15 protein-coding genes and 1 tRNA gene are annotated in these 14,555 nt (G+C 40.0%); 9 read left to right on the forward strand and 7 right to left on the reverse strand.

Features of this window, described 5'->3' with window-relative positions; translation table 11 throughout:
• Positions 1-5 precede the first annotated feature (5 nt).
• A complete protein-coding gene (locus tag ACDQ55_RS18595) occupies positions 6-1,967 on the reverse strand; it encodes a DUF4135 domain-containing protein (RefSeq protein ID WP_420983003.1) in 1,962 nt (653 codons plus the stop codon).
• 638 nt (positions 1,968-2,605) lie between these two features.
• Here ACDQ55_RS18595 and ACDQ55_RS18600 point away from each other — a divergent pair.
• Positions 2,606-2,959 (forward strand): hypothetical protein, encoded by a 354-nt coding sequence (locus tag ACDQ55_RS18600; RefSeq protein ID WP_420983004.1) that lies wholly within the window; start codon positions 2,606-2,608, stop codon positions 2,957-2,959.
• A gap of 113 nt (positions 2,960-3,072) precedes the next feature.
• Entirely contained in the window at positions 3,073-3,564 is a 492-nt protein-coding gene (locus ACDQ55_RS18605) for a DinB family protein (protein ID WP_420983005.1), read from the forward strand.
• 103 nt (positions 3,565-3,667) lie between these two features.
• On the opposite strand, the gene ACDQ55_RS18610 is transcribed toward ACDQ55_RS18605, so the two are convergent.
• The 3 genes from ACDQ55_RS18610 to ACDQ55_RS18620 form a co-directional block, all read right to left on the reverse strand.
• Positions 3,668-4,630 (reverse strand): DUF5996 family protein, encoded by a 963-nt coding sequence (locus ACDQ55_RS18610; RefSeq protein WP_420983006.1) that lies wholly within the window; start codon positions 4,628-4,630, stop codon positions 3,668-3,670.
• 394 nt (positions 4,631-5,024) lie between these two features.
• A complete protein-coding gene (locus tag ACDQ55_RS18615) occupies positions 5,025-5,471 on the reverse strand; it encodes a KTSC domain-containing protein (RefSeq protein ID WP_420983007.1) in 447 nt (148 codons plus the stop codon).
• 123 nt (positions 5,472-5,594) lie between these two features.
• A tRNA-Leu gene (locus tag ACDQ55_RS18620) sits at positions 5,595-5,678 on the reverse strand.
• 597 nt (positions 5,679-6,275) lie between these two features.
• Between ACDQ55_RS18620 and ACDQ55_RS18625 the strand changes: the two genes are divergently transcribed.
• The 7 genes from ACDQ55_RS18625 to ACDQ55_RS18655 all read left to right on the forward strand — a co-directional run bounded on the left by ACDQ55_RS18625 (position 6,276) and on the right by ACDQ55_RS18655 (position 12,208).
• Complete coding sequence (locus ACDQ55_RS18625) at positions 6,276-6,857, forward strand: methyltransferase family protein (RefSeq protein WP_420983008.1); 582 nt, start codon at positions 6,276-6,278, stop codon at positions 6,855-6,857.
• Between the two features lie 343 nt (positions 6,858-7,200).
• On the forward strand, positions 7,201-7,779 hold the full coding sequence (locus ACDQ55_RS18630; RefSeq protein ID WP_420983009.1) for a Crp/Fnr family transcriptional regulator: 579 nt from the start codon (positions 7,201-7,203) through the stop codon (positions 7,777-7,779).
• A gap of 61 nt (positions 7,780-7,840) precedes the next feature.
• Positions 7,841-8,812: a quinone oxidoreductase family protein gene (locus tag ACDQ55_RS18635; RefSeq protein WP_420983010.1), complete on the forward strand. Its 972-nt coding sequence runs from the start codon at positions 7,841-7,843 to the stop codon at positions 8,810-8,812.
• Positions 8,813-9,163: 351 nt separating this feature from the next.
• Positions 9,164-10,105, forward strand: a complete 942-nt coding sequence (locus tag ACDQ55_RS18640; protein ID WP_420983011.1) for a toprim domain-containing protein — start codon at positions 9,164-9,166, stop codon at positions 10,103-10,105.
• A gap of 120 nt (positions 10,106-10,225) precedes the next feature.
• Complete coding sequence (locus tag ACDQ55_RS18645; RefSeq protein ID WP_420983012.1) at positions 10,226-10,606, forward strand: plasmid mobilization protein; 381 nt, start codon at positions 10,226-10,228, stop codon at positions 10,604-10,606.
• 68 nt (positions 10,607-10,674) lie between these two features.
• Positions 10,675-11,640, forward strand: coding sequence for a relaxase/mobilization nuclease domain-containing protein (locus ACDQ55_RS18650; protein WP_420983013.1), 966 nt, complete (start codon positions 10,675-10,677; stop codon positions 11,638-11,640).
• A gap of 25 nt (positions 11,641-11,665) precedes the next feature.
• Positions 11,666-12,208, forward strand: a complete 543-nt coding sequence (locus ACDQ55_RS18655) for a hypothetical protein (RefSeq protein WP_420983014.1) — start codon at positions 11,666-11,668, stop codon at positions 12,206-12,208.
• 136 nt (positions 12,209-12,344) lie between these two features.
• On the opposite strand, the gene ACDQ55_RS18660 is transcribed toward ACDQ55_RS18655, so the two are convergent.
• From ACDQ55_RS18660 to ACDQ55_RS18670, 3 genes are all read right to left on the reverse strand, one after another.
• A complete protein-coding gene (locus tag ACDQ55_RS18660) occupies positions 12,345-13,247 on the reverse strand; it encodes an NUMOD1 domain-containing DNA-binding protein (RefSeq protein WP_420983015.1) in 903 nt (300 codons plus the stop codon).
• Positions 13,248-13,285: 38 nt separating this feature from the next.
• Positions 13,286-13,774 carry a hypothetical protein gene (locus ACDQ55_RS18665; RefSeq protein ID WP_420983016.1) on the reverse strand — a complete coding sequence of 163 codons (489 nt, stop codon included), beginning with the start codon at positions 13,772-13,774 and terminating at the stop codon, positions 13,286-13,288.
• 77 nt (positions 13,775-13,851) lie between these two features.
• On the reverse strand, positions 13,852-14,553 hold the full coding sequence (locus ACDQ55_RS18670) for a hypothetical protein (protein WP_420983017.1): 702 nt from the start codon (positions 14,551-14,553) through the stop codon (positions 13,852-13,854).
• Between the last annotated feature and the right edge of the window lie 2 nt (positions 14,554-14,555).

Below are 14,555 nucleotides of genomic sequence, written 5' to 3' on the forward strand. Positions count from 1 at the left end.
CTGTGTTAGTGGTTAACCGGAATTGTCTGGGTGATATCTGCATCCTCCATGGCCTCATTAATAGATGCTCTTAACACCTCAACCCTATCAGCGTATCCATCACCGCTGAGGATCTGCACCTGGCCCTCGTATACGATAGTAGTAGTGGGCACGTTTGCAAAAAAAGTAGCACGGCCTATATTTACATCAAAGTCCACCGTATCTGGAGGCGGGTTATTGTTATTAATCAGCACAGTTTGTGGAATAGGTACCAGGGCGCCCCCGGAGTCTACTATTTGCTGCATACCTATCCGGTAGTAAAAAATCGGCACGTCTACTTGTTCCAAGTCTTCCAGGCACTGGGCAGTGGCTAATACCAGGAAATTAGGATTATTAGGTGGCGCATAGCTCAGCGCTTCCTGCGTAAGCTTGTTACGCAACATTACTTCCAATGTTCGTTCTCCATTAGCATTATCGGGATTAAGATAGTAGGGAACAATAAAGGTGGTCCGGAAAACGGCAGTTGCATATGGAATATACCGTACCACTACATTATTGAGGCGGGCAAACCAAGGTTGGAAAGCATTATTCTCTTGTGCCGCTCTTAATACAATCATGCCATCGTTGAAACCACGCTGCAACGCTTGTAAATTAACCGGAATATTTATTTTATTCCGCGTGTTCACAAATTTCCACAAACGGTTCTGATAAAATACTGTCTTATATACCCTACGTAATTCTACCTGATCGCCTCTGGCGGTTTCACTATTTAGTCTCCAGTAAGAATCCTGTGCATCCTGCATTAAGCCATTGATGCCTCCACTTGGATTGCCAAGGGTAACGTTAATCAATACGGTGGCATCAACATCCTGAACAGCTTTATGCAGGGATATTTCCATATCAATAAAATAGGGCAGGTACTTCTTAACGCGCATATTTTCCACATGAAGGTCCTGTATAGAAAAGGTACAAGCCAATGCTGTGAGCGCGCCGGCAGTACGGTAATATTCCTGTACAATTGCCGTTTCATTCTGGCTGTTGAAGATCATATAATCGCTGGAACCAAAAGGATAATAGCCATTTACCTGTAGGGTGGTACCAGAAAGGTCGTTATCCAGGTATTCGAGGTACCCGTATGCCTCCCGTATCGGCAAAGGAAAATCGCCGTGGTAGACAGATTGGTAATTACGCGGCAAAATGCCATAGGTATGAACCGGCAGCCCTTTGAATGCCGGATTATTCATTTTATAATTGGCTAATGCTGTATTATATATTTCGAACAAACTAGCTTCCATAAAATGGGGAACCACAGCATTTATGGCAGTACTGTTGCCTGCCAGTAAGCAGTCGGCTTCCAGATCACTGGGCTTGTATACCATTTTCCGGTATTGGTAGGTAGATAAGGAAGTATCAACCATCAAAATCTTCATCGTAAGGATCAGTACTTGTTGCCCTCCCTTATGGAAATCAGATCCGGTGGATTTTATTCCATCCAAAGACGCCACTAAAGAAGTATCAGTATATAAAGCCTGATAAAAGGTATCCAGCACACCTCTGTCGCTATATACCCGTTCACATGCCCGGGTTATATTCCCCGTAAAATGATTGTACAGATGGTTCAATGCCGCTGTGGATACGGGATTAGCCTCCCGGAAATTATCAAGGTTCTCCTCGTAATCATCGTTAAGCATAGTATTATTAAAGTATTCGGCATAGGTCCAATTACTGTTTTCATTCTCAATCAACGAATTTTGTACTGCTGCGCCCACATAGAAATCAAGGATATCGGCCAGTTCATTCAGCAAGTCCTTATCCCGTAAGGCAGTTTTTACAAAATTGTAGTTGTTAGCGCCAAGAATGGGCTGTAGACCGTCAAAGAAAAGAGCCCTTGCATCCTGCAAGTAATTGAGATAGAGAGAAGCCCTTCGGATATCGGGGGGCGTAACACCCATATTGCGCAAGATGCCCTCCAATTCTACATAATTCATAACACAGAAGATTAATGGATATTTGAGGGAGAAATACCGGGGGGCAGCAGGCTGCCTGCTGTCTTGATCTTATCTAAAAAATATACTTACACTACCAGTCCTGCAGCTGCAATACACAAAGGAGATACTGTTGCCGTAGTTGTTTGAGGGAAATCATAGTCATAAAAGCCGATTTAATAGGATTTACAACAGCGGATATCAAAAAGGGGAATGCTTGTATCAGATCAACGTTTCAGTAAGGATATACCTAAAAGACTTTTCTAACCTGTATTTTCTTTGTACCAGCAAGCTCAGGAAATATTTACTTTACTCGCGGAATGAAATTAAGGTAAAAAAAATTATTCCTGAAAAAAGTTTTTTCCAATTGAAACACAAATGGAAGGATAGCTTACTAAATACTTAACAAACCTATACATTCATTACTATATGATATGCTCCACTGTACAACGTTTTCAAGCATAGCCCCAAAACGTGTTTGAACACATAAATACAGGAGCCCCGTAAAGAAAATACAAATCTCCATCATATAGGCGATCTGGAGCTATCCACAAGAACATTTATACATCACTAAAAGTATATCCTTTCCTGTTGTATTTTCAGGAATTAGCTATTAGCTTCGCCTATCAAAAACTATTTACATGAAAAATAGCATCATCAAAAAACTATGGGAATACGTTTACAACAATTATGTCGGTAACTTTATAGGGTTTATGATTGGCATGGCATCTACCCGCCTGGTATCTCATTATTTCACTACCCGTAGCATTAGAAATTTGTGGGGACTTACCACCCATAAAACCATTGTTAATAAAAGCACCTATAGCACAATGGAGTGGGTTGTTTCCGCTGTTATCGGTTTTATTATATTCGAGATCGTATCCAAATGGCTGAAGAAAAAATTGGATGGGCTATTACCTAAATACAAGCTTACCCAATGGCTGGCGGAACCGGCAGCATCTCAACAACCTACCCATGTAGCCGATGAAGCATAGCGTACAATTTTCCCTTTCTGAACAAAAACTTAATATTTTGGTTTTGCTGCTGACATAAGGTTGTCACTTCTCCTGCCTTACTTTGTATCGTCAAACAAACAAAACCTACCGATATGTCACAGATCGAAATGCTTTTAAAGGAATTACAACAAGAAGCTACTACTACACGTAAAATGCTGGAGCGTGTGCCGGAAGACAAATTCACCTGGAAACCCCATCCTAAAAGCGGCACTTTGTTATGGTTGTCGGCGCACGTGGCCGAACTCCCCGGCTGGGTAGATATGGCGCTGACCACCGATGAGCTGGACTTTGCCCAAAACCCTTATCAAAAACCGCCTATCAATAGCAAAGAAGAGCTATTACAGTACTTTGAACGGTCGCTCGCAGCGGGTAAAGCGCAATTGGAAAAAGCCACTCCTACACAACTAGAAGAAATGTGGACCCTGCGCAACGGAGATGAGATTTACAATACTTCCACCAAAGGAGAAGTGATCCGGATGTCTTATTGTCAAACTGTGCACCACCGGGCACAACTGGGCGTTTATCTGCGCCTGTTAGATATACCTATACCTGGCAGCTATGGCCCTAGCGCAGATGAGAATTAACTACCCTTCATTTATTATTAGCCATCAGCCTGGGATGTTTATTATCTAATATTCCCAGGCTGATGGCTTTCAGGTATTTTCGCCGGGCAAAACGCAACTCCAATTAGGCCTGTCTGAAACAACCATATTCAGTTTCAAACCGGGTAAGATCGCATTCTAACGCTTTACGGTCCCAGTGGCCTGTATTAGCAGCAGCCTCATAGGTGGTTTGCATAAATGCCAACAGCGCTTCTTCAGGATCATCAGCTTGTTGTACTACTTCGTAAGGCAACAGAAATTCTCCCATTTCCTGGCTATAAAAAGCGCCATCCGGCTTTACCGGTTGTACCGCAAAGTCTGGCGGAGCAGGATAGCAATAAGCATAAAAAGCAGCATGCGGATAATGTTCACTACCAGGCCAAAAACCACAAGAGCACTCCTCTTTCGAATAAGCCTCCTGCATTACTTTAGCCGGCATATTAGGAGCTTCTCCCTGATGCGCAGGGGCATCCCTGCCGGAAAATCTCGTAACAGCCAGATCGAAAGCGCCCCAAAAGAAATGTACCGGGCTACATTTACCTGTAAAGCCTGCTCTAAAACGGGTAAATACATTATAGACTTTCACCAGCGCCTGCCAAAAGCGCTCCATTTTCTGCGCATCATAAGACTGGTGAACAGTATCTTCCTCGAAAGGAATAGCTGCTTCCATCTCACTAGGCACACTATAAATAGCAACATCCACCTCCAAGGTGGCAAGGCATTCAAATAGCTCTTTATAAAAGTCTGCCACCGTTCCAGGACGCAGATCTAATGTAGCCTGGCTACCGGTGCTGGTAATAATGATCAGTTGATGATGTATAAAATCAAAATCTATCTGGAAAATACCATGCTGATACGGCATGCTGCCTGTGCTAAGTCCGTAGGGGCTCACATATAGCGTTACATGCCAGGAATGGTTTAACCAAGGCATTCTCCTCAGCCTGACCTTGCCTACTATTTGCGTCCATAAATGCACCGTGGCCAAAGTATCTTTCCAATCGTTAAAATTCAGTACAGGCCATGGCTCTTTTTTGGTAATTTCCCTCATAACAAAATCATTGAAAAATGAAAGGATAAAGCTTGCATCTACGTTTTAACAAAAAAGATAAAGTAAGGTTGGCTTGTTAAGTATACAGGTTTATAAACAGATTCTTTACTGACAAATATGCCAATCAACTATCCATTGAAAATGCAAAATCGTACACAGTGGAAGATCTTGCATTTCAATATCAGGCTAGTCCGGCTTTACTTAGGGATCGTGTAATACGGAAGGCTATACGTTAAGGAATTCAGCGGTTTTTAAATCCTATTTAAAGCCCAGGGGGTTCTCGCATGTTGGCAAAGGGCCTGCACTCCTATTACAAAGCGTACCTGCCCAAATTAATCAAACAAAAGAAGCCTCATTTCCTAGCTCCTTTCTTTATAAAATAAAATTTAAATATCTATGCTTCCACTGCCTTGCTAACCTTTCTGTACACAAACTCATGGTAGATATGTCTGCGGCAAAAACGACCCGGAACATCTGAATTGCATAATTTGATATACAGCGTTTTGGGTACACCGAAGTATTCATAACTGCTACCATCAACAAAATTCAATTGAAGAATCTGTTTTTCGTACGAGTAATGAAGTATCTGTGATGTGGAAACTGTTGCTGTATATTCCGGTAATGCTTGCTCAATTGTTTCCGGAGCAATACTTACGAGGAAATGATAAGCTTCGATAACCTTTTTGCTTTTTTCTTCAGCAACGAGTCTTTCTTCTTCGTTATCCTGAAACTTGTCGGGGTGGAATTCCTTCATCAGGTTCCTGTATACCGATTTTAATTCTTTCAGGTTAGCTTCTTTATCTACGCCTAAAAGCTTTCTATGCTCTGTAATTCTTTTCATATTTGTGTTGTTATTATGCGATAGGTATTCATAAAAGAATAGGGCAAAAACTTAGGGAAACCGGTACTAATTGAAATAATAAAAAGGAGTTACATTTTTTGTAACTCCTTGTAGATCAATTAGTGCCCAGAACTGGATTCGAACCAGCACACCCTTGCAGGCGCTGCGACCTGAACACAGTGCGTCTACCAATTTCGCCATCTGGGCAACTGATATTGTGTCAGGGGGTGCAAAGATAAACAGCTTTTTCATATTTCAATCAATGATTGTTGTTTTTTAACAAAAACATCAATAAATAGAAAAGTAGCTTATAAATAGGAGATATTCTGAAGCATCAACATAATTTCTTTCTTTTAAGATGGATAAAATACCACGGTAAACCACATAGTAGCCTACGAATTTTATTATCTGTAAGAAATTATAGATCACATAGATGATGCATTCTTTAATTTGTTGGGTTGCACATATACGATATTCTTGATATAACCCAACAGTACAGATCTATAGCCCATCATATAATTTATCCTTTCCTCTGCTTAGTCAGGCTATTCAATACCTTCCGGAGTGAATATATCCATTAACGTTATAATGGTTAAATGATAAGAGATAAAATAGACGCCATAGAAAGTCAGATGTCACTGCTCTGCAACCGAGTCCACATGCAAAATATATTAATATTTTACCGATCTGAATTGGGAGATGATCTTCCTGAGCTAACAGTTCTCTTAAGTAATGAATGAATAAAATGAACAGGGCTTTTCTATGAATATCCCCTACCTTCATGGTATTCATATACCCCATAATATGATTGAAAGTATTACTATATTTACCTGGATTACTATATGCTGCTGGGTGCTATTTTGTAGTTATTGGCTGCTGCTTCGTAATAAAACCAAGGAAAACATACAGGCAAGAACAACACGCCAGCGTTACATGGGCGCTCTTGGATACGTGCTTATTTTAACCTTACTGTATCTTCCATTATTAGCAGGTGAAGGCTTTACCGGTCGCATTCTGCCCACACATTACCTCCTACAGGCTATCGGTGCAACATTATGTATTGCGGGTATCAGCATATGTATCTGGTCGCGCTTCATACTAGGCAGCAACTGGAGCGGCGGTGTTGTAGCCAAAGAAAACCATGAGTTAATTATAAAAGGCCCATATCGCCTGGTCAGACATCCTATTTATACAGGTTTCATTGCTGCTCTTACAGGCACCTGCCTGGTAACAGGAAGCCTTCCTGCTATGATTGTTACCTGCGTATATTCATTAGGGTTATGCATGAAAATTAATAGAGAAGAAGTATTATTAAATGATCTCTTTCCAGAGGCTTATACTGCATACCAACAACATACACGTAAATTAATACCTTTCATCTGGTAGTAATTATCAGACGTTGCAAAAGCGCCCACTAACTGATTATAACAGTAATGGGCATTGGCATTTTTATGCAACGCTGTTGGCGCCAATAATATGCTTCGTTTCCACTCCTATACCTCAAAAGAAATATAATACCTGGTCATTAAATACATTATTGACGCATTCTGTCTGCCATAAAGCTCTCCTTAAAGAAATTTATGCTTACGGGAACAGCTTCACTTTTAAAATTGAAACAGCTGTTCAAGCCTATTGAAGAGGTTGAGTCTCCTTCAACCCTAGTGCAATGGAGAAAAAAGGTTATTTTTATTTACAAATTAACAATATCCGAATAGTCACAGCTTGATTTATGATCCTACATTTTAAAAACAAATATCCACAACTAAACCATTATTGGGATAAATATCTGGAATTTCAACAGCGATTAAAAGTTCCTGCAAAAACCATTTTATTACAAGAAGGTAAATTATCTAAACACTATATTTTTATCGAACAAGGATGTGTACGTGCAGCACTTAATAATAACGGAGACGATAAAACCATACAGTTTTTCTTCGAGAATGAAGGCCTTACCTCATTCGAAAGCTTTGTAAATAATACACCCAGTTTATGCACCATAGAAACCATCGAGCCATGCATTGTTTATTTACTGCCAAAAAAATATGTAAATAAACTCATGAAAGAACTAAGTAGTGAACCTATTTTTTTGAATATTATTTTAAAGATTTCCGCCGAACGGCAATTACATTACATGAATGAGTTTGTTTCGTTTATCAGGGACACCGCGGAAGAACGCTATCAAAAACTTTTAAGCCAAAAGCCGCATATTATTCAAAGAGTACCCCAACATTATATAGCGTCTTATCTTGGTGTAAGTAAAGTTCATTTAAGCAGAATCAAGCGTGCCTTATTAAAAAAAGCGATTTAATAACATTTGTTATTGCTCACACCTATCAGCTATGCTAAATTTGTTTTCAAAAAGAAAGTGTATGAAAGCAGCTGTAATGTTCCAGAAAGGAGAACTACCTCAATATGTAGATTTTCCAGAGCCAATTGCTCAAAATGAAAATGAAATATTAGTATCAGTGAAGGCCGTAGCTATAAAGCACTTTGATAAGAGGCGCGCCTCAGGTAAACATTATTCAGGCGAAACCCCAAAACAGAAAGGAAGGGTGATTGGTGGTGATGGTATATGCCTGCTGGCCGACGGCACCAGGGTGTATGCTATGGGTGTGAGCGGTACATTGGCTGAAAAAGCAGTTATTGCGAAAGACACAATTGTAACAGTGCCAGATGGAATAAATAACGTTACTGCTGCTGCATTGCCGAATGCCGTGATTGGAGCAGCCATGGCATTACGTTTTAAAGCCAATATCCAGCCAGGTGACGTGGTTTTAATCAATGGTGCAACCGGCTTTACCGGTAGAATAGCCATACAGCTTGCCAAGCACTATGGCGCAAAGAAAATTATTGCTACAGGCAGAAATGAGCAATCATTAAAGGACTTATTAGCGTTAGGAGCGGATGAAATCATTTCTGTGACACAAAATGATGAACAATTTATTTCGGAGATAAAACAAACTCATGCTAAATCATCACTTGATGTTATTATCGATTACCTGTGGGGACATACAGCAGAAATGATATTGGCTTCTTTGAAAGGCAACGGCTCATTTACCCATAAAACAAGATATGTTTCTGTGGGCAGTGTAACCGGAGACTTAATTCAGTTATCAGCAGCAAACTTAAGAAGTGTTGATTTACAATTAACCGGATCTGGCTTAGGAAGTTGGTCAAAAAATCAGATAGAGGAATTTTTTACTGAGATATTACCAGAAGTTTTTCAATTGGTTGCAGACGGCAAACTCAAAGTGGAAACGATTAGTGTAGCATTGAAAGATATTGCCAATTTATGGGATTTAGCAGTTCCAAATGGCCAACGATTGGTTGTTTCGATATAAAAGACATTAGTTTGATATTCCTATGTCGGCTCCCCATCATTTAGTGCCACTTCTTTTAGAGGATCTCAATCATTTCTGTCATCTCTAAATCACATGACCGAAATACGGAGAAGCTTACACAAATATTGAAGCTCATTTGCATATTCGCGCTGGCCTGGCAGTCCAGCCGCAAAATAAAACTGGCCAAACAGTGTGTAAACCGTTTGGCCAGTAAAGTGCACCGGAGTGTACTTTTCTCGAACCACTTTTTAACTGATTTAGAACGGCTTGCAAGCATTTTGGTTTAAAAACCAGTGCTTGCGGGCCGTTTTTCTATTTGTACATAATTATTGTGAATCTGAAAACGTGTATATGAAAAATTTAATATGTGCAGAGGCAAAGCAAATTGATCTTGTGGATTATTTGGCCTCATTGGGTCATCAACCCCAAAAGGTAAGAAACCAAGACTATTGGTATCTATCCCCGTTGCGGGATGAAAAAACACCTTCCTTCAAAGTTAACAGGCAGTTAAACGTCTGGTACGATCACGGAACCGGGAGGGGCGGTAATCTGGTGGACTTTGGAACGCTTTATTTTAATTGTAGTGTAGCCGACCTCCTACAACGCTTATCGCAAAACCGCTCCGCCCCGGCTTTTTCTTTTCACCCGCCTACCTCTTTGGGCAGCCAGCATCCGGCCCCCGCTTCTTTTGCTGGTGAAAAGAAAGATACCCCCGACGGCAAAATTGTTATACTAGACACTCGCCCCCTTAAAGAACAATCCCTGCTGGACTACCTACAAAAAAGATGTATCCCGGTGGAAATAGCCAGCCGTTTTTGCAAAGAGGTGGATTTTCTTTTGTATGGGAAGAAGCATACCGTTATCGGTTTTCAAAACAACGCCGGAGGATATGAATTGCGGAACGAAAATTTTAAGGGTAGCAGCGCCCCGAAGGAAATAACTTTTGTAGACAACCATACTGAACAAATAGCCGTTTTTGAGGGCTTCTTTAGCTTCCTTTCTTTTTGCACTATCAATAGAAACCAACAGGCCCCTTTGACAAATTGTCTTGTTTTAAATTCCCTTTCCTTCTTTGAAAAAAGCCGCCCACTGATGGAACAATACAAGCAGGTACACTTGATTTTAGACCGGGATACTGCCGGAATAAACCACACCCGCCAAGCGATGCAATGGGATGCTAACAAGTATATAGATCGGAGTGACTTTTACCACAGCCGGAAGGATTTAAACGACTGGCTTATTCAGCATCGCCAGAGCCAAAAAGAAAGCCAGCGAATAGCAAAACGGCTTTAACCGCTTGGGTAGCCAGCTATGTTTTGGTAAAACCAAAACGTCTGGCTCACCTCATGCTACCGCATTCGGTGAGTAATTTTTTTCATGCTATCGCATTCAAAAAATAAAGAGGAGGTTGATATGGAGCCGCAGAATACACAAACAAAGAACAAGGGAGGTCGCCCCAAAAAAGCGATAAAAAAAGATCAATTGATGGCCGTGAAATGCAGTCTTTATGAAAGACGTGTTATTGAAGCAAACGCCAAAAGTGCTAACCTTTCAGTTTCCGAATACCTGCGGGAAATAAGCATGACCGGAAAAATTGACAGGAGGGAAAAAGCATTGCCGAAAGAAGTTTTGGAACTAACCGGTACGCTCAATCACATGGCAGCAAACCTTAACCAAATCGCTAGAAAGCGAAACGGGATGGAAGAATTAAGCCCGCTTGAACGTGCCAATCTGAAAGTACAATCAGGGGAATTAAAAACATTAGCATCAAAGATTAAAAGTCATTTCCAATGATCGGCTATGTAGGTACAGGAAGTTCCTTTTTTGAATGTATCCGCTATTGTTTGCAGGATAAAAGGGAATTGTCTGAAGAAAAGAAGCAGGAGCTTTCCCTAAAAGATAGTCTACAGCACAAGAACCGGGCGGAAGTTCTGAGTTACAACAAATGTTTTGGGAATTTAAAAGAGCTGGCGGGGCAATTTCTTGGCGTTGCCAAACTTAGCAAACGGGTAGAAAAGCCGGTATTTCATTTTTCCTTACGGCTGGCTCCCGGAGAAACACTTACTAATAACCAGCTTATAGAAGTTGGTCGTGAGTGCGCTAAAGAATTTGGCGTAGCAGATAACCAATATATCTGCGTACTGCATAAGGATACCAAGGAGCAACATATTCACATTGTTGCAAATCGTGTAGGTTATAACAGCAAGGTCGCCAGCGACAGTAACAGTTATAAAAGAATGGCCGCTCTTTGCCGAAAACTGGAAAAGCAATACAAGCTACAGGAAGTATTAAGTCCCCGCGCCTTTTTATCTCCTAAAGACAGGCTATTGCCCCGGCAGGATCAGCGAAAAGAAAAACTGAAAACAGATATTCGACAAACCTTAGAGAAGGTGCACAGCTATGTTGAATTTCAGCAGAGGATGCAGGCGTTAGGATACAAGTTGATTAAAGGCCGGGGTATTTCCTTTATTGATGATAAGAAGGTAAAAGTAAAAGGTAGTGAGGTAGGTTTTTCGCTGGCGAAAATAGAAAAAGTTTTAGCCCTGAAACAAGAGCTGGCAACTAAACAGGCTGAACAAAAAATATACGAAGCAGCTATCCAGCGCGATACAAAACAACAAACGTTATCCCCTGCTCAAAAGATGCTCTGCGAAACACAGCGGGCAGCACATGTTGAACATTCGCTCATTGTTCCGGTAACAAAGGAATTGAGCAGCCTTTTAGAACAGCTTCTACAGCCTGTAGACACATCAAACTATTTGCCTTACGAGTTAACGGAAGAGGGTATCAAGCGAAGAAAGAGGAAACAGAAATCCCACAGGATTTAATCTTTAATTAGAAAATTACAATTTTATGGATACCACAAAGAAAATAGGAGATATTGAAAAAGACAGTTTAGAACTGGTACTGGAAGAATTTGCGGAGGAACAAAAGTTACACACAAAAACCGTTGACGACCTGGTTAAAGCTGTCAATGGTCTATCCAGTAAATTCGCTGAATTTGAAGGAAAACTGGAAAAGCCGAAGGAACTATCCATCTCAACCGATACCAATCCAATACAGGAGATTGTAAAGAAAGGTATCAAAGACATGAGATTGGTGGTTGCCACACAGCCTAAAAATGTGATACGAAAATTCCAGCTATTGCTTTTCCCGGAACAGGATGCAAAATTGTTCTATAGGGTCGTTTTTGGCCGCTGGTTCCTTTGGCTGGTAGTAATGCTGCTCCTTACTAATTTGTACAAATTTAGTATTCATTGGAGCGAAAACCAGAAGGAAATAAAACTGCATCAATTAGAAAATGATAGGATAAAAAAGGCATGGAACTACCTATATTCTCAGCAGGGAAAAGGGATAAAACGGCTTATGGATAGTGCCTATCTAAAAAATGAATAAAGAGTTAAATTTAAGCACCCAAAAAGGATAGCTGCATTTTTATCTCCTTCGCCCGCTCCTTCAGTGCAATCACACATCCGATATTTCCACTACTTCGACTAAAGTAATATATAAATCAAACATCTACACTTTGGGATTAATCGGAATATTTCCATAAATAGCCATCAGTTTCCGATAATGCTTTACTATTCAAAGCATAACAGATTTTCTTAATTGAAATACCTGTTACCCTTGCGGCAACTGTAAGGGATTCGTATTTTCCCAACATTTCGCCCTGTTTGTTTAGTTGCAATACAGGTTTCTTTCTCCCTAAATGTCTCTTTGCATATTCTCCGTTATATTCCTCGCATTCAAACCTCCAAACAAATCCTCCTGCCATATAAAAGGTCTTTCTTGCACTTGCACCTATACTGGTTCGGCCAATACCAGTTGCTTTAGCTGCTGCGGTGCAGCTAGGGTAAATGGCAATGAAATTACCTGTAAGGTCATACTGTTTAACCGGTTCTGCACGGTTGCCAAGATTATCCTGATAGTTTTGCCAGTGAGCCTCTTTTTTTATCAGGTCGTTTATAGATAATCGTCTTCCTTCTTGTATCTCTCTTAGTTTGGCCTCACCAGAGGAAATTAATGCCAGATTTTCAGCTCTGCAATTAAACCCATTACCGTCTTTCACATACACAAACCATACTTTGCTATTTTTACGTTCAAGATCTTTGTCAACAAATGCCTGATAAACCAACCGCCGGACGCTTAGATTCATCTGGCGTTTCGCACGTTTAATTACACATGACAAATGAACAGTTATATCCCCTTTATACGTATTCCTTCTTTCGATTACAGACTGAACTTTGATCCTTTCTTTTGTCCAAAATCCATCAGGCGCATTTCTATGTACAATAAACCTGGAAAGAACCTTTACTCTGCCATAATTTGAAACAACTAAATCCCCATCAAAACCGGGCACTTCTCGCCATATTTCGCCCTTCATATCCGTTAAGGACTTGTTTTGGTAGGGCCATTGATTTTCCAGCGTTGCCATTTTAAAGAGATTTAATTATTCTATCAGCGAGAAAGATATTAGTACTTAAAGAAGTTCCACCATGTTTTCCTCTGTTCTATTTTCTTCGGAAAAAAGCCTTCCGGTATATCTCCCTCAAATCGCATATCATTAACGGTTATGTAGATATAGGCGAAAAGTTCATCTTCTCTGCCGTTCTGTATTCGCTTAATAACTCTTTGGACAGGCCATATGACTACGTTATTGGCTGACATGATTGAAATATTTATTTCCCCATCTTTGTCCGTATCATCAACCTGCCATTTCGCTGCCTTAGAATTTCTAATTACAATTTCTCCAATATAAGATCCGATTGCAAAACATTTATATCCGAACTGATTGGTGAAAAGTCCTCCCGAAATCGGCTGACCATCCTTGATTTCATGATCTAGCAAATCGTCGATTAACTTCACACTTTCTACAGAGTAATCAAGTTCCTGGTTCAATTCTTTAAACGCCTTAACCAACCAAATTGAGGCTTTACCAATGTCATTAATTAATGTACCCATATTGAAATTTTGATTACGGCCCAAAGGAATTTAGCAATCATCAATTGGAATGCACGGGTTAGGCCAATTATCTTTGGTTAGCCCAATTTATTTTCTGAGCCAATCATAGGTAATATTGCCTTTAACCGGCCCATTTCTTCTTTGCAATCATCCGGCATATCCCTTTCGATAATTAAATTACTATAAGTCGTTACGAGCTGATTCAAAGCAGGATTGTTTGCTAATTTAGCCGCTAAAATCCCTTTAATAAACCGGAAAAGATCATTATACATATGTACCGAGTACTCTTTGGGATGCGAATTTAATAGTTCATCTATCCTCTTTACAGTAGTATTGTTAAGAAAATAAGGGAATGCAGTATCTTTGAAGTGTTTCAAAAGTTCCCATGAGACATACGGAATATTCTTTTCTTCAAAAATATACAAGTCCAAACTCTGATTCCTATTTCTATTGATACCATCCGGATTAGCCATTAAATTTGCTACACTGTTGCCAATAGTAATAAAATGCCAATCAGTTTTTAAGTATGTGTTTATCGTAATTTCCTTATAATATTTTTCTATTTCTCGGATATGGATATAGATTTGTGGTTCAATTTGAAAACCTTTTTCTCCTGTTTTGATATTTGTTCTATCATAAATAAGGAAGAAATAAAAGAAAATAGCCCTGTCGTCTTTACGAATAAATCCCTGTTCTTTGAAGTTGGACTTAAAATTATATAATCCCATTTCCTTCTCCATAAATTCTAAAATACTTTTGATAACTTCTTTTTTTGTCATGT

The organism is Chitinophaga sp. 30R24 (assembly GCF_049056765.1).
Classification (GTDB): Bacteria; Bacteroidota; Bacteroidia; order Chitinophagales; family Chitinophagaceae; genus Chitinophaga.